This is a genomic window from Spirochaeta lutea, from assembly GCF_000758165.1.
Taxonomy (GTDB): domain Bacteria; phylum Spirochaetota; class Spirochaetia; order DSM-27196; family Salinispiraceae; genus Spirochaeta_D; species Spirochaeta_D lutea.
The window spans coordinates 1-20120 of record NZ_JNUP01000029.1; the positions used below are offsets into that span (position 1 = coordinate 1).

Annotated in this window: 18 protein-coding genes and 1 rRNA gene; 10 read left to right on the forward strand and 9 right to left on the reverse strand. The window is 55.1% G+C overall.

Annotated features, from left to right (window positions below):
• The 6 genes from DC28_RS03540 to DC28_RS03565 form a co-directional block, all read right to left on the reverse strand.
• Positions 1-230, reverse strand: a 23S ribosomal RNA gene (locus DC28_RS03540); the annotation flags it as partial.
• 438 nt (positions 231-668) lie between these two features.
• Positions 669-1598 carry a tetratricopeptide repeat protein gene (locus DC28_RS03545; protein ID WP_037546025.1) on the reverse strand — a complete coding sequence of 310 codons (930 nt, stop codon included), beginning with the start codon at positions 1596-1598 and terminating at the stop codon, positions 669-671.
• Positions 1599-2214: 616 nt separating this feature from the next.
• Entirely contained in the window at positions 2215-3633 is a 1419-nt protein-coding gene (pyk, locus tag DC28_RS03550; protein ID WP_037546028.1) for a pyruvate kinase, read from the reverse strand.
• A gap of 277 nt (positions 3634-3910) precedes the next feature.
• Positions 3911-4291: a hypothetical protein gene (locus tag DC28_RS03555; protein WP_037546030.1), complete on the reverse strand. Its 381-nt coding sequence runs from the start codon at positions 4289-4291 to the stop codon at positions 3911-3913.
• A 295-nt stretch (positions 4292-4586) separates the two neighbouring features.
• A complete protein-coding gene (locus DC28_RS03560) occupies positions 4587-5015 on the reverse strand; it encodes a hypothetical protein (protein WP_037546033.1) in 429 nt (142 codons plus the stop codon).
• A gap of 66 nt (positions 5016-5081) precedes the next feature.
• Positions 5082-5828 (reverse strand): helix-turn-helix transcriptional regulator, encoded by a 747-nt coding sequence (locus tag DC28_RS03565; protein ID WP_037546036.1) that lies wholly within the window; start codon positions 5826-5828, stop codon positions 5082-5084.
• A 168-nt stretch (positions 5829-5996) separates the two neighbouring features.
• Here DC28_RS03565 and DC28_RS15175 point away from each other — a divergent pair, with 168 nt between their 5' ends.
• The 3 genes from DC28_RS15175 to nadA all read left to right on the forward strand — a co-directional run bounded on the left by DC28_RS15175 (position 5997) and on the right by nadA (position 8983).
• Complete coding sequence (locus DC28_RS15175) at positions 5997-6641, forward strand: LON peptidase substrate-binding domain-containing protein (RefSeq protein ID WP_162180182.1); 645 nt, start codon at positions 5997-5999, stop codon at positions 6639-6641.
• A 72-nt stretch (positions 6642-6713) separates the two neighbouring features.
• Positions 6714-7796 carry a diguanylate cyclase DgcA gene (dgcA, locus tag DC28_RS03575; RefSeq protein WP_081941889.1) on the forward strand — a complete coding sequence of 361 codons (1083 nt, stop codon included), beginning with the start codon at positions 6714-6716 and terminating at the stop codon, positions 7794-7796.
• Positions 7797-8005: 209 nt separating this feature from the next.
• Positions 8006-8983: a quinolinate synthase NadA gene (nadA, locus tag DC28_RS03580; protein WP_052078411.1), complete on the forward strand. Its 978-nt coding sequence runs from the start codon at positions 8006-8008 to the stop codon at positions 8981-8983.
• Positions 8984-9203: 220 nt separating this feature from the next.
• Here the strand turns inward: nadA and DC28_RS15180 are convergent, their stop codons facing one another.
• From DC28_RS15180 to lipA, 3 genes are read right to left on the reverse strand one after another with little or no spacing between them, the layout of a single operon-like run.
• The gene (locus DC28_RS15180) at positions 9204-10373 is read right to left on the reverse strand and encodes a YaaA family protein (protein WP_052078412.1); all 1170 of its coding nucleotides are present in this window, start codon (positions 10371-10373) and stop codon (positions 9204-9206) included.
• A gap of 3 nt (positions 10374-10376) precedes the next feature.
• The gene (locus tag DC28_RS03590) at positions 10377-10631 is read right to left on the reverse strand and encodes a hypothetical protein (protein ID WP_037546038.1); all 255 of its coding nucleotides are present in this window, start codon (positions 10629-10631) and stop codon (positions 10377-10379) included.
• Between the two features lie 24 nt (positions 10632-10655).
• Complete coding sequence (lipA, locus tag DC28_RS03595; protein WP_037546041.1) at positions 10656-11561, reverse strand: lipoyl synthase; 906 nt, start codon at positions 11559-11561, stop codon at positions 10656-10658.
• A 380-nt stretch (positions 11562-11941) separates the two neighbouring features.
• Between lipA and DC28_RS03600 the strand changes: the two genes are divergently transcribed.
• From DC28_RS03600 to DC28_RS03630, 7 genes are all read left to right on the forward strand, one after another.
• Positions 11942-12634, forward strand: coding sequence for a ferredoxin--NADP reductase (locus DC28_RS03600; RefSeq protein WP_037546044.1), 693 nt, complete (start codon positions 11942-11944; stop codon positions 12632-12634).
• A gap of 110 nt (positions 12635-12744) precedes the next feature.
• Entirely contained in the window at positions 12745-14364 is a 1620-nt protein-coding gene (locus tag DC28_RS03605) for a MiaB/RimO family radical SAM methylthiotransferase (RefSeq protein ID WP_037546046.1), read from the forward strand.
• Positions 14361-16250, forward strand: coding sequence for a MiaB/RimO family radical SAM methylthiotransferase (locus DC28_RS16505; RefSeq protein WP_052078413.1), 1890 nt, complete (start codon positions 14361-14363; stop codon positions 16248-16250). The genes DC28_RS03605 and DC28_RS16505 overlap by 4 nt, the downstream gene beginning before the upstream one ends.
• 331 nt (positions 16251-16581) lie before the next feature.
• Positions 16582-17460: an AraC family transcriptional regulator gene (locus DC28_RS03615; protein ID WP_037546048.1), complete on the forward strand. Its 879-nt coding sequence runs from the start codon at positions 16582-16584 to the stop codon at positions 17458-17460.
• 79 nt (positions 17461-17539) lie between these two features.
• Complete coding sequence (locus tag DC28_RS03620) at positions 17540-18415, forward strand: helix-turn-helix domain-containing protein (protein ID WP_162180183.1); 876 nt, start codon at positions 17540-17542, stop codon at positions 18413-18415.
• A gap of 147 nt (positions 18416-18562) precedes the next feature.
• Positions 18563-18940 (forward strand): VOC family protein, encoded by a 378-nt coding sequence (locus tag DC28_RS03625; RefSeq protein ID WP_037546053.1) that lies wholly within the window; start codon positions 18563-18565, stop codon positions 18938-18940.
• A 141-nt stretch (positions 18941-19081) separates the two neighbouring features.
• Positions 19082-20050 carry a hypothetical protein gene (locus DC28_RS03630; RefSeq protein ID WP_037546054.1) on the forward strand — a complete coding sequence of 323 codons (969 nt, stop codon included), beginning with the start codon at positions 19082-19084 and terminating at the stop codon, positions 20048-20050.
• The last annotated feature ends 70 nt before the right edge of the window (positions 20051-20120 follow it).

Below are 20120 nucleotides of genomic sequence, written 5' to 3' on the forward strand. Positions count from 1 at the left end.
GTTGATTTCTTTTCCTCAGGGTACTTAGATGGTTCACTTCCCCTGGTTTCGCTCTGACAACCTATGAATTCAGTTGCCAGTGACAGAACATAACTCCTGCCGGGTTACCCCATTCGGTCATCTGCGGATCTTAGGATGTGTGCTCCTCCCCGCAGCTTTTCGCAGCTTACCACGACCTTCTTCGCCGGATAGTCCCAAGGCATCCACCGTAAACTCTTATTCGCTTGACCATATTTACCGCTGGTGTCATTCCTAACCCCAGCCGCTCATACAGTACTACTATCGTCTTTCTTCTAAAACGCGCAGGTTTTCTTTCTTACCTTTGCTTGCTTTCCATTCTCTTAACTGTTAAAGATCAAACCGGTTTTCGGACCGGGGGCAATAGAATCACCCTTAAAAAGGCCGCAGACACACCACACCCCAGATGTAAGGCCACAGACGTATTCACTGTAGTGGAATATGGCGTGCGCGCGGCAGACAAATGTCTGTGCGCTATTGCGGCGACTGGATGGGACTATACAAGAAAGGCCGGTATGGGTCAAGGGAAATCATTATTAGCGTGCACCCCCGTGGAAGGCTCCTATGGGCGGCCCTTACGCGGCGTAGTTTACAGCCTTCCTCCCCTGTCCACAGTCTGGCCCCATAGGGTGACAATCCCCGGATATCGTCTATGCCTCGTTCTCAAGGTATTCAAGAGCATAGCCGAAGGGACCGCGGAGGTCGATTTGAACCGGTCGTTTAGGCTCAACCAGCTGGTAGGCAGCGTACCAGTAACAGGTAAGATGCTCCCGGGGAACAGTACTTTCCAGGCTATGGAGGGTCACCGATTCATGAAACCCCTCCGATCCGGACAAGGCCAGCACCTCACACTCCCGCCCGACCGCAAGAATACGTTCCGGATCAAGGTTCATAAATACCCGCAGTACATGCACCATGGCCATGGCTGAGTCAAAGGAAAAGCCGTGATGCAGGCGGAAGGACTGACGCATACGCTGAGACCGGTAATCGATAATGGCCTCCAGGTCCGTGGTAGATTTATCGGCTTCCCCGGAGGGGCGTCCGAACACCTGGTGGGAAGCACCGATCTGCCGACGTAACCCGCTTCGCTGTTTTAGGGTTTGAAGCATCCGGTGTGACCTGGAATAGAACCAGCACTGTTCATATTCCTCTGCAAGGTCAAGGCCGATTCCATCATTGGGATACAGGGCCCAGGCGAGTTCGAACCATAGGGCCGACTCATGGTGGTTTCCACGGTGGGCGTGAAGGCAGGCGAGTCCGAGCATGGCCTCTAAGCTCGCGGCATCCATACTCAGGGCAATCAGGTAATGAAGTTCAGCCATTCGGTGATCCGAGAGCAGACCGTAGACCCTGGCAAGCTCAAGATGGGCGGTAAAATGCTCAGGCTCTAGGGTAATGCACTGTTCCAGGGTTTGTCGTGCGTCGAAAATACGCTGTTCCCGAAGAAAACAGGAACCCAACAGGGTCAAGGCTTCCACATTACCGGGATCTTCGTGGAGCAAATCCTCTATTACGGCCTCAGCCGCAGGAAAATCACGCCGATGAAAATAATCCTGAGCCAGTGCAACTGAAACCTTCACGAGATCCTCCTTCTGTACTAAATATAACAGGGTGTATCGGCTAATTCAGGAAAGGACCTCACCGGAGTACCGATATACTACAAAAAGCCTCAAGATCCCGAGCTGCAGACTCTGGCAGCCTTGGCGTCGGGCTACCAGTTGCCCGAACGATACCACTGGAGGTGTCCACTTCCCAGGGAAGGCGCCCTGCAGGCTCGGAGCTACCTTTTACGATACAACCGCTCATGCTGGGATTTACGAAGGCGCCCTGCAGGCTCGGAGCTACCAGTGCGTAGGCTCCACGCTCAGCCCCGCAAGAGTATGCCTCCTGCCAGCCCCCAAAATGCCTACGCTTTGCCTGCCCGGAGCTACCAGTGCATAGTCCCCACGCTCAGCCCTCAAGAGAGGGTGCCTTTCCGTGGCCTACAGAACTGTAGTGCGCAAAAGGTTGTAAACTACGCCAGAGATAGCGGAACCGTCCGATTTTTTATCCACGGGTTGTGTTGCCAAGGCGAGAAGTTACAACCGTTTGCACACTATCCAACCTTTTGCGTAGCATCAAAAAAAAGCGCCGGGCTGGTAACCCGGCGCAATGATTAAACAATGGACACTCTTGCAGTACGGAGAATTAGGGCATTCAGCCGTTCAGCAGATTCTCAATGGTGGAAATCTCGATGAATGAGGCGCCGGTGGAGGGACCGAAGTTTCCAGCCAAAATCAGAACGGTGTCTTCGGCGTTCAGCTGTTCCTCCTTCACCAGGTGATTCAGGGACCGGGCAACAAAGTCATCGTGACCGCTGGCGTCAACGGTCATGAGATTAGCATGAACGCCATAGGTCAGGGCCAGGCGCCGCATTACCTGTTCGTTGTAGCATTCCACAAAAATAGGGATGTTTCCCCGGAAGGCGGAGAGGTAGCGGGCGGTCCGGCCAGTGGAGGTGTCGATTACGATCCCTTTAAGGGGAAGACGGTTCTCAGCGCTGACCGCAGCTTCGGCCAGAAAGGCGGGAATGGCTTTGCTGGAGGGGTGTACCGTCAGGTCAACCATGGCAGGGGTTTGTTCCTCGGTGTAGCGGGCGACCCGGGCCATGGTTTTTACCGCCTCTACCGGATAATCACCGTAGGCGGTTTCCCCGGACAACATGAGACAGTCCGTTCCGTCGTATACCGCATTAGCGATGTCGCTTACCTCAGCACGGGTGGGCCGGGGTTTCTTGATCATGGTGTGGAGCATTTGGGTGGCGGTAATAACCGGTTTGCATTTTTCCCGGCATTTGCGGATGATCATCTTTTGGATTGCAGGAATCTTTTCTGCGGGGATTTCAATGCCCAGGTCGCCCCGGGCAACCATAACCCCGTACACATGATCCAGAATCTCATCAATATTATCGACACCTTCCTGGTTCTCGATCTTTGCAATAATCTGGCACTCCGAATTTGACTCATCCAAGATCTTTTGAATGGCCAGAACGTCCTCTTTATTCCGGACAAAGGAGTGGGCGATGAAATCGATCTCGTGCTGAATAGCGAATTTAATGTAATCGTAATCCTTCTGACTGATAGCAGGAAGGCTGATGTGGACTCCGGGAGTGTTAACCGATTTTTTAGAACCGATCTCGCCGTCGTTTTCCACCCGGCAGATGAGGTACTCATCGTCTTTCTCGATCACCGTAAGTCCCACATCGCCATCGTCGATGAGCAGGGTTTTTCCAACCGGCACATCCCGGACGAAGCCTTCGTAGCTGAGGTAGATTACCTCTTTTGTAGATAGGCCGTTGGGATCACCCTTTACCTTGATGATATCGCCGGTTTGCACGAAGATATCCTCGTCCTTCTTCTTCATGGTACGTACTTCCGGGCCTTTGGTGTCCAGGACCAAGGGAATCTTGTTGGAAACCTTTCGTACGTTATCTACTACCCGAAGGGTATCTTCGGCGGTCTGGTGGGCCGTATTGAGCCTGACTGCTGTCATACCCTCGTTGTAGAGGGTGCGGATAAAATCGGGGTCACACTTCAGGTCAGATATGGTAGCCAATATCTTTGTTTGCTTTTGCACAGTATTCTCCAAATTGTTAGGGATTGGGTTTGTTTTGGATGGAAGTATAGAAGAAAGGACCTATGTGGTCAATCAACGCCAAGCGAGGCCGGTCTCTCCGGCGACCCGACGTGGCAGGAAGTAGTATTAGTCCGGCGCATGACTCATTCGATCCAGCGCTATGAAGGAACAGCAGGCATTTTGGGTTTAGGGTGATTCAAATGCCCGGGCAACAATCATCTGCAGTTTTTACCACCAGATGTACCCCTCTACCCGGAGCTGGCAGATCCGCCGATCGTTATAAGGCCCGGCGAAACAATCGCCCATTTACCAAGGCCACCATGATTCCGAGGAAACCAAGTCCGCCTCCCAGGAATAGAGCCAGATCCCCAGCCATACCGGCAAAGGTTTGCAGAGAAAACGCCTCCCCAGCCCGGACGATTAGCCCCAGGGTAAAGGTGATACCGCCAATCCAGAACAGAACCATGCCTAAAATCCGGCGGCGTTTAGAGCGTTTTTCAAAATCATCCTGGGTAAATGTAACCCAACGGAAGGCCTGGCGTTTATCCATGGAGAAATGGGCTGAGATAATTTGGGAAATCTGCAGCTCATCAATTCCACTGCGGAGGAGGGTAATGATTTCTCTTCTGGCTTTGCGATACTGTTCTACCTGTTTCATCAATTACATAATACAAATTCAGAGGGCAAAAGTCAAAGGATTTCCTTCATATACCCATCTTTCTTAATATCTCTATTACCATGGTGGATACCTCTAGCAACCTCTTGTTGCTGTAGATGCACTGAATTCAATCCATGAACGTCCGAATCACATCGAAGCTCCACCATAGGCTTCAATCCGGAGAGATCAACAGTATGAGATAGGTGCTCTGGACTGATCGGGGGTATGTCAATTTCCAGGCTCGGACCCGCTCCCATCGACCCGATGGGAGCAGGGATCCAGTATCATTCTAAGGCTAAGATTTGTTGATAGTATCTGCCCTCTTTCGTTGTAAGAACGTAAAGGATAGATACAGAACTATGCCGCCAAGACCCTGCTCGACTATATGATAAAGGGTGTTCAGAACCTCATATGAAACCGAACTGCCTTGGGCCGCGGCAATGGCCAGTCCATGGGGAAAAACCCAAAGAATCCCGATAATCACCCCGGTCTCAATCCCTGCAATAATCCCCCTGCGGTGTTGCTGCAACAGGAGAAACAGATAGACCATGAAACCGGCCAACACAACATACGATATTAGCATGAGAAGCAATCCCTCATGATGGGCCTCGGCCTCAACCGAGATGAGGGGCAGGATGAGGTTATGCCATAATCCGCCGATCACCCACATACTGAATCCCGTAATACAACTGATTACACCATATTTAAGTCCTCGTATGATCATAATCACCCTCCTAAAAATTTTAGTTAAGGGTACCCGGAATACAAACTGGCTACTTGTACATTTCAGCTATTCTCTAGTGTGGGAGGGATTTATTCCGAAACAGTGCTTAAACACCTTGCTGAAATGGGGTTGATCGGCGAATCCGCCGGAGAATGAGGCCTCGGTCAGAGATCTATTCCCATGCATGGAGGCAATGGAGTCTCGCAGTTTAATATGGCGAGCATATTCCCGGTATGTACAGCCAACCTCCTCCTTGAAGAGATGAGAGAACCGGCTTGGTGAGATATGGACGTATTCGGCAATTTTCGCCAAGGAGAGAGGCGGCGAGCCTGCTCGGGCGACAATATCCATAGCTTTGCGTATTCGTGGATCTAACTCGGGGTGAGCAAAAGTTCCTTTTCCGGATTGATTCAGAAGACTGAGCAGAATTCCCTGAACCGCTGCCTGGTCCTTGTGCTGGGAATTCTGCCAACTCCGAATGTGTGCGACGGTTTGAGCGAGAGTTGTTCTATCCAACGGAGCAAAACCTTGATGAGCAGCCTGCAGTCTCAACCCGATAACCGAATAGGGATCGATATGAATGAAGACCGTATAGTCTCGGGTTGTGGTTTGGATCCTGAACTCGGTTCTCCCAGGTATATACACCGCCTCGTAGTTCTTCTGGTTACTGTTTCGCGGGGTTATGGAAAATTCACCTTCTAGGGCCAAGATAACACTAATATACTGGTGCTTGTGAATCTTCGCATCAATGTTTTTCCCGAGGAAAATTCCTCCAGCATGACAGAATCCCAGAATCATGGTTTTAGTACCCATATCGAAATCAGACTACCCCAGGAGAGTGATTTTTGTAAGCACCGGGAGTGCGCAATAATTTTGACTATGTATTAATTGGCAATAGGAGTGCAAAAGCTGCCCATCAAGTACCCTGGGATCGATCTTCTCTTTCCCCCGGGTATGATTTTTTGTATCTTACTAGGGAATATGAAACGTCAAACCCGCTTACCCCTGTTCCCCCTGGGACTGGTTCTGCTGCCGACCATGAAACTTCCCCTGCACATCTTTGAGGAACGCTACCGTGAACTGGTAAACACCTGTATCCGGGAAAACCGCGAGTTCGGTATCGTGTATTACAACGGATCCACCCTGCGGAAATCCGGTTCCAGTGCCTCTATAGAACAAATAATACAAACCTATGATGATGGCCGCATTGATATACTGACCCAGGGAAGAAAGCGATTTCATATCGATCGGCTCTTCGAGGATAAACCATATATAGAAGCCGAGGTAACCTACTATCAAGATGAACCGGACCTGTATAACCGCCCCCTGGACGAACTGGTAACCGAGGCATTGGACCGCATTAAAAAGATTACCGAGCTATCCGGCAAGAGCTTCAGCCCCGAAGATTTTATCGGTATTCCTGCCAAGGACCTCAGTTTCCTGCTCTCTGCCACGGATGTACTGAGTATTGAGGAAAAACAGGAGAACCTTGAATCGGTATCGGTACGCTGCCGTTTTGAACGTATTATAACCGCTGCCGAACGTCACATCGAACGGATAGAGAGCACCCAGCGGATTCAAAAGATGCTGGGGGAGGATGATGATATTTCCCACATGTTCAACTAATACTCATTATTCCAATATATCGACCGATAGTGTATACATAGGTGTAGAATCACAGAAAGGCGGCAGCGGTCAATGCTAGGACGAAGCAAAATTAAACGGCTTCAGAAAGAAATGGAAGAACTCACCAATTCGTATGAGAAGCAGATTTTTGATCTTAAGCAGCTCATAGAGATTTCTAAGAGCCTGAACTCTACTCTGGATTTCAACGCCTTGATTCAATCGATTCTCTACATCTGTATGGGACAGTTAAAGGTACTGAAAGCGGGCATCTTTGTCCGCAAGGACATCGCCCGGCAACACCTGGTGCTGCACCGCAACCAGGTAGGGTTCGACATTGACCACTCCATTTCCTACATGGTGCCCGAAGACCACCCCCTGCTCCACTATTTCCAGGATCATTTTGAGTGTCATACCCTGCCGGAGCTTGAGGCTGCGGTGCCGGAAATACGATCCCTAGAGGCTCTTACCCAGCTGGAACCCTGTCTGATCATTCCCCTGCGTGCCAAGAACATCGTAAACGGTATACTGGTTCTGGGAGATCCCATTACCGAGACCCTTTTTTCCCCGGAGGAACGGGATTACGCCCTGAATATTTCCATCCTGGCTGGGATTGCGGTTCACAACGCATTTCTGTACGAGGTAACCACCACCGACATGATGACCCGGCTCCGGTTGCGACACTACTTCCTGGATGTCCTCAGCACCAGCATGGCCGACGCTCGACGGAAGAAGCATACCCTCAGTCTGGTGATGATTGACATCGATAATTTTAAGCGACTGAACGACACCCACGGCCACATCTACGGCGACCAGGTGATTAAACGGGTCGCGGAGTTGATGCTGGACAATATCCGGCAGACCGATTTAGCAGCCCGCTACGGCGGGGAAGAGTTTGTTCTGGTTCTCCACGACGCCGACACCGACACCGCATCGGCGATTGCCGAGCGGATTAGGATTGCCATAGAGGAATCAGAGGTGGAATACGAGGGTACGATTCTCAGCGTTACCGTGAGTATGGGAATTGCCCAGTTCAACGCCCGGCTGGATACCTCGCCCCGGGCCTTTATCGACCGGGCGGATAAGGCACTGTACCAGGCGAAGGAGGGAGGCAAGAATCAGATACGGGTTGCAGCCCCTCCGGTAACCTCGGTGTAACCATTTTCGGGAACCGCCCCGGGGTTCCCCCGGGCTGGAGTGGCCTTTCACGGGGAGCTACTCCTCGGGGCAGGGCTATGAGCTGCCTCCCCGGACCTGGGTAGACCCAGCCCGCAACCTGGCGCGGACATTCGAATCACCCTCAATGAACAACTACCCCAACCCAAACCTAGATTTACTTTTTAGCGGGATTTTCGTAGAGTATACCCATGATTATTCAGAATGATTTAAAGGATTTGCGCGCCCAGTTGGAGCGGTCCATGATGCCCCACGAGATTGACATGGCTATGGAGCTCATCGCCAAGATCCGGGACCTGAAGAAGCAGATGAATGTGGTGGTCTTGGGGCATAACTATATGACACCGGATGTGTTCTACGGGGTGTCCGATTTTATCGGGGACAGCCTGGGACTTGCCCGGAAGGCCGCGGAAACCGAAGCCGATATAATTCTTTTTAACGGGGTTCATTTTATGGCCGAAACAGCCAAGGTTCTGAATCCCCACAAGACCGTACTGATCGCCGATCCCGATGCAGGGTGCAGCCTGGCGGAGAGTATCACCGCCGAGGATGTCCGGGGGTTGAAGGCACAGTATCCCGGAGCGCCGGTGGTGACCTATGTGAACTGTACCGCCGCGGTGAAGGCCGAGACGGACATTTGCTGCACCAGCGCCAACGCCCTGAAGGTGGTGGAGAGCCTGGATAGTGATGAGATAATCTTTCTGCCCGACGCCTACCTGGCTAAAAATGTTGCCCAAAAGACCAATAAAAAGATTATTTCCTGGGAACGGGGTAAGTGCATGGTCCACGAACAGTTTACCCCCCGGGATATCCAAGCTGCCAGACGGCAGTACGGAGATCTGTTGGTGGTAAGCCATCCCGAGTGCGATACCCCGGTAACGGCGGAGAGCGATTTTGCCGGTTCTACCAGCCAGATGGAGGATGTGATCCGGGATAGCTCTCGAAAAAATGTTATGCTGATTACTGAGTGCAGTATGGCTGATAATCTACGGGCGGTATTCCCCGAAAAGAACTTTGTTTCCACCTGCCAGACCTGCCCGCATATGAAGAAGATCACCCTGCCCAAGGTGTATGAGGCCCTGTTGAATATGCAATATGAGGTGACTGTGCCGGATGATATTATCGCCCGGGCCCGGAAGGCCGTGGAACGGATGATTGCCATAGGATAGCAGAAGACGGCTGCCGGGCGGGGTATTCCCTGCCCGCCCACTCCCTGGGTAATTGTGTACCTCGGGGAACCCATTCCAAGTGCGCAACCGGTTGTACCATTCGGTGCTGATGTCCCTACCCGGGGCGTGGTGTCTGAATGGGTAGCCTATACCTGGCACCCGTTCTATTCTTTTGCCCATCATCCATGGGTTTCGCCACTGAACCCACGCCGAACCGGTTTTATACTTCTTCCTGAATAAACACGAGAGAACCCTCCCTTCCCGGCTGAAGCCCCTGTAGAAGCTCGGCTTTGAGGCGGCTTAGGGCATCTGTCCGGGGGCCGGCGGGGATAGAATTGTCTGCTACCCTGCTTCGAGGCCGAGGCCCCCCTGTCCGGGAGCTATCCTGGCCAGTGGTTCCAGGCCGGTTTTGGTTGCCGGAGGTACAGGCCAGTGAGCTTGGGCAGCTCTGTTCGGGTTGATGGGTTGGATGAGTCTGCTGCCCCGGGAGGCTTCGGACTTCAAGAGGCTGGTAGCCGGTCTCCCGGAAGGCGAGGATAAGGTCGAGGATCTCCGGCAGCCCTTGGGGTACTGGCGCAATAGGAGCATCCCGGGTCTCTGATAGACATGGCGCAATACGAGCATCCCGGGTCCCGCCGGGCCGGGTGGGGGTATGCGTGGTTTGGGGAATGGCCGGTTCGGTGCCGGAATCGCCTGCCTGCTGCAAATACCACCGGGCGAAGAGACCCCGGGCCTGTTTTGCCCGGGCGCTTATCTTTCTGCCTCCGGCCTGAAGAAAATCAATCTGTAATAGAGGAACAGACAGCCCCTGGGGATTTATCAGGGAGTGGAACTCCTGGCTCGCCAGGGAGATAACCAGGGGGCTTCGGGTCTGCACTACCAGATCGTTAAGGTGTTGGGTAATCCGGGGCTGCCAGAAGCTGCGCAGGCTCTGGGATTGCTTCTCCAGGGAACTTCCCGGGGGAGGAGGAAGGGTCAGGTCTAACCGGTAGGGTAGAATCCTATCCGTGGGACCGAGGTATCCGTAGAGGGCTGAGAGGATCCCCAGGTTCTGACTCGCGAGACGGGCAGCCCCGGGGGAGAGGGTCGGCAAATCCAGGGTTTTAAAGGCTTCTCCGGCGTAGAGGGTCCAGGCGGGAAGGGGTTGCTCTTGGGCAAGGTTGGCCCTGACCGTTTCCGCCAGGCTTTGGGAAATATGGAAGTACTCCATTAGGGCGCCGGGGGAAAGCGAGGCAAGGGAGGTGCGGAGGGCATGGGAATCACCCTGAAAAAACGGGGGCTTGCCCTGGAGAGTTGCCCAGGGACTATCGGGCCGAGAGGTTAGGTGTGAAGCCTGGACCGGGCTCCGGAGGGTTTTACTGGGTGAGAGGATGATAATGGGGCTGGGCATGGATCAGTATTGGGGGTTATCGATTCCGGCGAAGGTCCAGTACTCCGAAGAATACCAGCCAAGGTGGCCCTGGTTATCCGGGATGTGGTAGAAGGTTGTTTTTTTGAGGTTCTCCTGGCGGTACTCCACCGAGAGGACGGGATACCCCCAGCCGGGGGTGAAGTTTTCTTGGAGGTATTCAATGCGTCCCTTCAGGGCCTTGCCCTGTTCTCCGGGGTTTAGGTCGTCTTTTAAATACACGTAAAATACTGCTGCCATGGTGCTGCTCCTTATCGAATGGGGTTATGCGTTTTCGGCTTGTTCCTGGTAGAGGGGATGAATGCTGCGGCGGTAGGTTTCGTACTGCTGCCCAGCGTGGTAGCTCGAACGAACCAGGGGAGCTGCTTCGCAGGCAGCAAACCCCTTTTCAAGGGCGCGTTCCTTGAGCTCGGTGAATTCCTCGGGGGTCCAGTAGCGCTGGACCGGCAGGTGGTTCCGGCTGGGTTGGAGATACTGGCCGAGGTTGAGCATGGAAACGCCGACGGCCAGCAGATCGTCCATGGATTCCAGAATCTCCTCCCGGGTTTCACCCAAGCCGAGCATCATACTGGATTTGGTGGTGCCCTGGGGGTCCAGGTCCTTTGCGAGACGAAGGAACTCCAGTGAACGGTCGTAGTCGGACCGGGACCGTACCGAGGGGGTCAGGCGGCGGACGGTTTCGATGTTATGGCTAGTTATCTCGGGTTTGCTTTCCAGGAGGATTTGAATGCTTTCCCGTCGGCCCATGAGATCCGAGGACAGGACCTCCACCGAACACTCCGGCGCCTGGTGGCGGATGGCACGGACGGTGTTGGCCATCATGAGGGCACCCCCGTCTTTGAGATCATCCCGGTTAACCATGGTAATAACCACGTGTTTCAGGCCCATCTGAGCCACCGATTGGGCAACCCGCTTCGGTTCGCCCAGGTCGACCCCCGAGGGAAGTCCGGTTTTTACGGCGCAAAAGCGGCAGCGCCGGGTACAGGTATCCCCGAGTATCATGAAGGTCGCGGTTTTATGGGTGCCCCAGCATTCATGGATGTTCGGGCACCGGGCCTCCTCACAAACGGTGTGAAGCCGCTCTTCCTTCATTAGTTTTTTTACTTCTTTATAGCTTCCCGTGGTGTTTAGCTGAACTTTGAGCCAGTCGGGTTTACGGGTTACTTCCATGGGTTGTCCTCCTTCAGGGAACTCTAGGCATACTAAGATACATCCTTTAGCGTCCCGGGGACAACCCGGCCGTTTATCGGGGGCTTGATCGCCGGGCTGGAAGCGGCTGGGGGCAGAAGTTCTTGGTACATCAGGCATAGACTTCCCGGGACGGTGATTTGCACCACCCGGGGGTTTCGTGTATAGTGTACTCCTTTGGTAAGAAATCTAACGGCGATGCCGGCTGTATAAGATTCTTAGAGTGCAAACGCTTGTAACGTATGTTAACCATAGCGGTACAATCCGGATTTTGAACCCAAGGGGGGTGTCGCCGGGATGAACCGTTACAACCTTTTGCGCACTTGGTAAGGGATTATTGCTTCGGCTGCTCTGGAGAAAACATGGAACATGGTTCTGCCGGCCGGGTGTATCGGAAAATTCTGGCTATTAGGCATCTGAGCGATACAACCTTCGTGCTGCGGTTTGAGAGGTTAGGTCTGGATTTTGAGCCGGGTCAGTACCTCAGCGTAGGATTGAAGAACGACATCAATATGCGGGAATACTCAGTATACAGCCCCATTGCTGCGGACTACCTGGAGATACTTGTCAAAGAGGTTGAGTCCGGATATGTTAGCCCCCGGTTAAAACGCCTTAAGCCCGGAGACCTCATATATGCCGAGGGACCCTTTGGTTTTTTTACCATCTCGCCGGAGCAGCGCCGCATGCCGCTCTATTTTATTGCCACCGGAACGGGAATATCACCCTTCCACTGTTTTACCGGCAGCGACCCGAGGCTAAACTACACCCTGCTGCACGGGATTCGGGACCGTGGAGAGGCGTACGAGCACCAGTGGTACGATGCCAACCGGTTGGTTGCCTGCCTGAGCCGGGATCCCCAGGGGGTGTCCGGGGAACACCGGACCTGGAGTGGCAGGGTTACCTCCAAGCTCCTATCCATGGCGAGTGACGGTGGGCTCTCCCCAGAAGGGCAGTATTACCTCTGCGGCAACTGCGATATGATCTATGAAGCATACGATATCATCACCCAGGCCGGGGTAGAAGCGAACCAGATTTTCGCAGAGGTATACTTCTAACAGCAGGATAGCGTACCCCGGCGTATCCGCCCGGCCTTACCTACACAGTACCGTTTAGGTTGAGCGGAGCATAGATGTTTTATATATATATTTAATAGAGGGATTCACCAATGAAATACCATCTCATTCACCTGGGATGTCAGATGAACCAAAGCGATGCCGAGCGCATAACCTCGGTCCTCCATGCCATGGGGTACAGCCCCACGGACAGCGAAGAAGACGCCAATCTCCTGGGCATCGTGGCCTGTTCAGTACGTCAGAAGGCCATAGATAAGGTGTACTCCAAAATTCAAAAATGGAACACCTGGAAGAACCGGAAGAACCTGCTGACCTTCGTTTCGGGATGTATTCTGCCCTCCGACCGGGAAAAATTCTTAGAACGCTTTGACCTGCTCTTCAGCATCAAAGAACTGCCCGAGCTCCCGCAGATGATCAGTCAGTACGGGGTGGTTACCCCCGGGGCGTTGGATCCCCAACGGATGCAGAAGGCCCAGGAGATCGCTCAGCACAACGCGAACCAAAGCCCAGCCTCTCCCCCGAGACCCGTGGGCCCCATGTGGCTCAAGGACCCCAAACCGGCGGGCCTGGCCTTTACGGAAAATCCCCTGCCGGTAACCATTAAACAAAAGACCCCGGAACATACCGAAGCAGTACGGAAAAGCACCCTGCACTCCATTCGGGCCCTGCAGGATGAGCTTAAAAGCCTGGGAGGTGCGGAATCCATCCGCAGGACCCTTATCCAGAAGAATCCCCAGGAGGATCCCATGGGAGGGTTCTGGTTTATCGAGCCATCCTACTCTTCGGACTTCGAAGCCTTCATCCCCATTCAAAACGGTTGTGATAAATTCTGCAGCTTCTGCGCCGTTCCCTATACCCGGGGCCGGGAGGTGAGCCGTCCGAGCCGGGAGATTCTATCCGAGGTCCAGACCCTGGTAGACCGGGGGTATAAGAGCATCACCCTTTTGGGCCAGAACGTGAATAGCTACGGCCTGGATAAGCCGGGGCAGGAACTGAGCTTCCCCCAACTCATGGAGGAAATCGGCAAGATCGGCGACCGGGCCAGCCAGGAGGGCCGAGAATTCTGGACCTACTTCACCAGCCCCCACCCCCGGGACATGACCGATGAACTTCTTCACGTCATTGCGAAGTACCCGTGTTTAGCTAAGCAGATTCACCTGCCTCTGCAAAGCGGAGACGACAAGGTGCTGTTTAAGATGAACCGCAACCACAGCATGGCCCGCTACCGGAGCATCGTCACCAATATCCGGGAGATTCTACCCGAGGCCACCATCTTTACGGACATCATCGTCGGCTTTACCAGCGAAACCAACCAACAATTCGAGAATACCCGGCAGGCTGTTCGGGAATTCAAATACAATATGGCCTTCATTGCCATGTACAGCCCCCGTCCCGGTGCTGCCTCCAGCCGATGGGATGATGATATTAGCCAGGACGAGAAAAAACGCCGACTGCACCTCCTGAGTCAAGACCTGCAAGAGGTATCCCTGGAATACAACCGTCAATTGGTAGGTAAAACCCTGCGGGTACTGGTAGAAAAGTCCGACCGGAAGTCCGGCTACCTCTCGGGCCGAACCGAGGGGAAAATTGGGGTCCGTTTCCCCAGCTCCGATTCGGAACTGATCGGGCAATTCGTAGACCTTACCATCACCTCCTGCCAAGCCCTTAGCCTGGAAGGCCAGCTCACCGATGCGAGGGTTACCGCCTTATGATCCAAGGAGATTCTAACGCCGGGGCATCAATCCAACCCCTGACCCAAGAACCGATGGAATCCGCACCCCTTGCCGGGGAAATCCGGGAAGCCTCGGGGTCAACCCGGAATTCCAAACTCCCTCGGGCCGGCTCCCACCCTGGGCCAACCCTGGCCGCCACCCCCGCCCATCCTCCGAGGAGGGTGGCATTCCAGACCCTGGGCTGCAAATTGAACCAATACGAAACCGACAGCATCGCCGCGGAATTTGAACGCCAGGGCTACCGCCTAGTCGGATTTAACGAGCCTGCGGATGTGTACGTTATAAACACCTGCACGGTAACCAATAAGGCAGACCGTAAAAGCCGGAACACCATCAATCAGGCTCTGCGCCGGGCAAGGAGCCTGAAGCCCCTAAAGGTTCAACAGCCCCAGGGCACCGAATCCCACGACTCGGCGTTACAACTCCGAACCCCCGAACCCAACCTTGCCGAGAACCTGGCAGGTTCGATACCGGCCCGGATAAGTCCGGCCCCACCTCCCCCGGTCCCCAGGGCCGCTGCAGACCTGACGACCCCGGCCCCCACGGACCAACAGCACCTCACGACTGAGCAGCACCCCACGGACCAACAGCACCTCACGACTGAGCACCACCCCACGAACCAACACCACCCCACGACCGGGCAGCAAGAACCCAGCTCCGTACGGCCTGCCGAGGCCGCGCCGGAAAGCCTGGTGGTGGTCACCGGCTGTTTTGTGAACAGTCAGCGGGGCGGCATGGAGAGCGACGGCCGCACCTACCTGGTGGATAACCAGCGCAAAAGCTACATTGTTCCCCTGGTGGAGGCCCACTTCCGGGGCGAACTGGTGGATATTCAGTCCCTGCCCAAGGATCTCTTCCGCTTCACTCCCCAAAACCAAAACCTGCACACCCGGGGACTGCTAAAAATCCAGGACGGCTGCGATAACTTCTGCAGCTTCTGCATCATCCCCTTTGTTCGCGGTCGAGCCGTCAGCCGCCCCCTGCCCGATATTCTGACCGAAGCCCGGCGCCTGCTGGATCAGGGCTACCGGGAACTGGTCCTCACCGGGGTCAATATGAGCCGGTACCAATGGCAGGAACTGGAATTCACCGATGTGGTGGAAGCCGTACTCAATCTTGAGAATCGTTCTCAAGGTGATTCTGATGCCTCCGGCTGTCCGGATTTCCGGGTGCGCATCTCCAGCATAGAACCCGACCAGATCTCCCCCCGGTTCTACCAGCTCCTGGATCATCCCCGGATGACACCCCACCTTCACCTCTGCCTGCAGAGCGGCAGCGAACGGATACTCCTGGCGATGCGCCGGCAGTACAGCTACGCGGAATACCTGGGCATCGTCCAGGATCTCCGGAGCCGTATACCCGATTTTAACATTACTACCGACCTCATCCTGGGCTTTCCCGGTGAGGGCCCGGAGGAATTCCAGGAAAGCCTGGATGCCGCCCGGAAGATCGGCTTCGGCCACATCCATACCTTCCCCTACTCCCGCCGCCAGGGAACCCGGGCGGACCGTATGCCCGGACAGGTCTCCGGACCAGAGAAACAGCACCGCGCCGAGGCCGTCCGCCGGATCAGCGAAGAATCGAAGGCTGCCTACCGCCGCGGCTTTATCGGTAAAACCCAGGAGGTGCTGGTAGAGAAGGTGGTACATCACCGGGGACAACTCATCGCCCAGGGCCTCGGCCAGCACTACATCCCTGTACAGTTTCCCCTACCCCCGGGGCCGGCGTCGGATCCAGGGGCGTCCGCTTCCCAATCCGGCCCCGATGAAGCCCAGATCCAGGGGGCCAAAAACCGGTTCTTTAGGGTGAATATTACCGCCATAGAAGACGGCGAGGATCCGGTGTTGCTGGGAACGGCCCTGTAGATAGGCAAGGCCTGCCCCCCGTCTGCTTTCAGCTTTCAGCTTTCAGCCGGCGACTCAGCCCGGAGCAAACGGGCTGTCCAGCCCTGCCCCTCCTTACTGTCTAACGGGATGAAAAAATACACCGGAAATAGGGGCGCCCACGGCAATACCTCCCAGGGGTCGTCATGCCCGTGGCGAATGGTACAACCCTTCACGCACTATCAATCTGTTGCACCCACACTACATCGTTCCTGGTTACCCCATGGGTCGAAACCCGATAAAACCGTGCAGAAAAACCATGCCCTGAAGCGCGGCATCCGGTATATCCTTTCTCTCGACGAAGGAGGACGGAATGGATTTCAGAGAACGGATGAATGCAGCCCTTACCTATATTGAGGAGAACCTGACCGGGGAGATCGACTACGCCCAAGCGGCGAAACAGGCCGGCTGTTCGGAGTACCACTTTTCCCGGATGTTCGCCTTTCTTGCCGGCCAGAGCCTTAGCGGGTACATCCGCCGACGTCGGCTGAGTCTGGCTGCCTTGAGGCTGAGAGATTATCATTCATCCCTCCTGGACCTGGCGGTACTGTACGGGTATTCATCGGTGGATGCCTTCACCCGGGCCTTTAAGGAACTCCACGGGCTACCGCCAAGCCAGGTACAAAACATCCCTGAAGCCGTAAAACTCTATCCTCGAATCACCTTCAACCTAACCGTACAAGGAGGTCAAGAAATGACGTACCGCATTATCGAGAAGCAGGCCTTTCGGATTATCGGCATTAAAAAAACCGTCGGGCTCGTATATCAGGGCCCCAACCCGGAGATTGATGCCATGTGGCAATCCTTAACCCAGGAGCAGATCCACCGCTGGAAGGGATTATCCGACCAAGAACCCCGGGGCATTATCAGTGCATCCACAAACTTCTCGGAGGACCGGATGGAGGGCTCGGGCTCCCTGGATCAGTACATCGGAGTTGCCACCACGGCTTTCACGGCTCCGGGGGACGCCGTTCTGGAGGTTCCGGAGAGCAAGTGGGCTATCTTTGAATCCATCGGACCCTTCCCCGAGACCCTGCAAACCATCTGGGGGCGTATCTACTCAGAATGGTTCTCCAGCGTTCCCTACGAGCTGGCTCCCGGCCCTGAAATCCTCTGGAACGAACAACCGGATACCACCATGCCCCAGTTCCGGAGCGAAATTTGGATTCCTGTCCGGGAATCGGTGGAATAATGGCACCCCAGGGAGCAGACTCATACCCCTGTGTCCTCCCTTCTTTATCCCCGGATCAACCTAGGGTACCATGGGATGCATGGGTTCAAAACCAATGGATTTTAAACCGCGGCAGTACATGTACGGCGATTTTCTCGAGAACGGGCTGGTGTACCGGGAGTATGCGCCGGCTCCTGGGTTGGCTGACCTGGTGGCCTGTTACTGGGAGCTGTTCGCTCCCGGTACGATTCCGCCAACCTGGCATCGGGTGGTGCCGGATGGCTGCGTAGATCTGTTAGTGGATCTCCAGGAGGAACGGCTAATCGTCACCGGACCGATGGTTCGATCCATGGGATTCTATCTTCATGGGGGCGTCCGCACCCTGGGAATACGAATAATGCCCCGGGCCGTTCGGTTGGTTTTTCCCGAGCCCCATGTCTTTCAGGGGACTACCGGTGCTGTGGAGGATGTACTGGAATCCTCGGATGTGTTGAGAACGGCCCTGAGGGACCGGGGCGGCTCAGGGGGAGTGATTGAGCTGTTCTCCGGGTGGTCTGGGGTCCAGGAGAGGCCGGGGAAGGAGGACCGAGGCAGTGGAATCACCCTAAAGACCGAATTGGATGCCCTGATGACGGAAATCCTCCTGAAGGGTGTACCCAGGGTTGATGACCGGGCTGGTCGAATTATTGGACATATACTGGGAAATCCGACGGCATTGAGGGTTTCGGATGTGGCTGACTACCATGGAATATCGGAAAAACAGGTCGGCCGGTATGTACGGAGTGCCACGGGGATGGGTACGAAGTCCTTTTTACAGGTTGTGCGGTTTCAGGGGCTCCTGGCAGAGCTGGACCGGCAAAAACGCAGGGGGCAGTCGGCGCCAGGGGTAGAGACGGCCCTGGAGCTCGGATACTACGATCAGTCCCATATGGTGAATGATCTGCGGAGGTTTTTATCACCTCCATATCCGGGGTAGGTTTCCCCCCTTGGTGCTCGGCGATAAGGAAGTCCTTACCGAACGATTCTCATGTCCGGTTTTTACAATTCAACGGGTTAAGTGACGGGGTATGATGCCCCTAAGGGTGGGAAATCACCGAACAGTGAATCAGGAGGAGGACTACAGATGAACCTTGGATATGTGATTATCTATGTGAAGGATGTGGCTGCGGCCAGGGATTTTTACGCGAGGGCGTTCGGCCTGGAGAAGGGGTTTATAGACGAATCGGAAACCTTCGGGGAGATGAAGACCGGCCAGACGGCCCTGGCCTTTGCCCAGGAGGAGCTCCTAACCAAAGGAGTAGGCCTGACCCCGCCCAAAGAGCCCAACCGCCGGATCGAAATTGCCCTGACCACCCCGGATGTACCCGCCGCCTTTTCCCGGGCATTGGACGCCGGGGCAGGCAGCTTGGTAGAGCCCGAGGAGAAGCCCTGGGGGCAGGTGGTGGCCTATGTTGAGGATCCCTTCGGCACCCTGGTGGAGATTTGCACCCCCATGGGTTAGGGATTTTGGCTGTTGCAGGTCTGGGGATACCGATACCTGCCGCTTCCCTGCGGGGCCCGGCCTGGAGCGGTGCCCAGGGTGCTTTTCCTCCCTTTGGCCCACCGAGTTGCCCTTTTTGCCCATGACCAGTAGGTTGAAGGTATGACCTACACCAGCCAGAGTTTTTCAGTCGAACAGAATCACGGTAATTTGGCCCGGGGATTCCTGGACGGGTTAGTCCTGGAGGATGGCCATCCGGGGATAACCAGTCTGGATGTGGAGCATTGGCTCTACGGGGGACGTATGCCCAGACCGGCCCGGGGGCAGGGATTTTTCCGGGCCCACGGCGCATTGTTTTTTCCCGGGAGCGAGGTAGAGCCGGATAGCCGACCCGACGGCATGATCCTAGCGCCGGGTCCCGGGAATGAGATCCGTATGGTGGCCCGGGAGGCGGCGGAGAATTTGTATGCCGTTCAGCTGGGGCTCATAGAGGGAGAATGGTCCCGGGGTAAGGCGAGTCTACGGATTCCGGTCATGGAGGGCCGGGAGGATCTGGAAAGCTTTTTAGCATCCCGGGGGTATAGCCAGGGAGAGCCGGTCCGGTTGATCCGGGAGGTAGAGCCCCGGGAGCTTGTCCGGGGTCTGGGACAGGAGGCCCGGGAGATTCTAAAAGGGTTTTCTGAGGATGGTACGAGTCTGGCGAGCTACGGGGAACAAAGCGATACCCCCCGGCATGTTTTGGCCTTGGGGCGGAACCTGGGGTATGAGGGTATCAATGGAACCTGGTTTGAGGCCAAGCGCCGGATGCCGGGCTATCGGCCGGAGCTGGATCTGTTCATAATAGCGCCCGATGGCAGGGAGGTCGGCAATATCCTGGGGGTCTTTAATCCCCATACCCGGCGGGGTGAGATTTCCTACCTGGGCTCCGGGGATCTTGGGGGCTCCGGAGCCGAGCAGGCGAAGGAGCGCTGCATGTGTCTGGCGGCGGAGCTGGGTTCCCGGATGGAAGGGATTGGTGCCCAGCGCATTGAAATCCCCTGCCCCCCCGAACCGGATGCCTATAACCGGCTCTTCGACGGTATTGAGGGCCAAGGGGTGACCCGGGAGCTGGTGTGGGAGAAGGTTTTTTAGGTTTTTCCAGGGTGATTTTAACCCGGACCGGTACAAAAATACGTTGTTGCCCCGGGAAACTGGGGTTAGC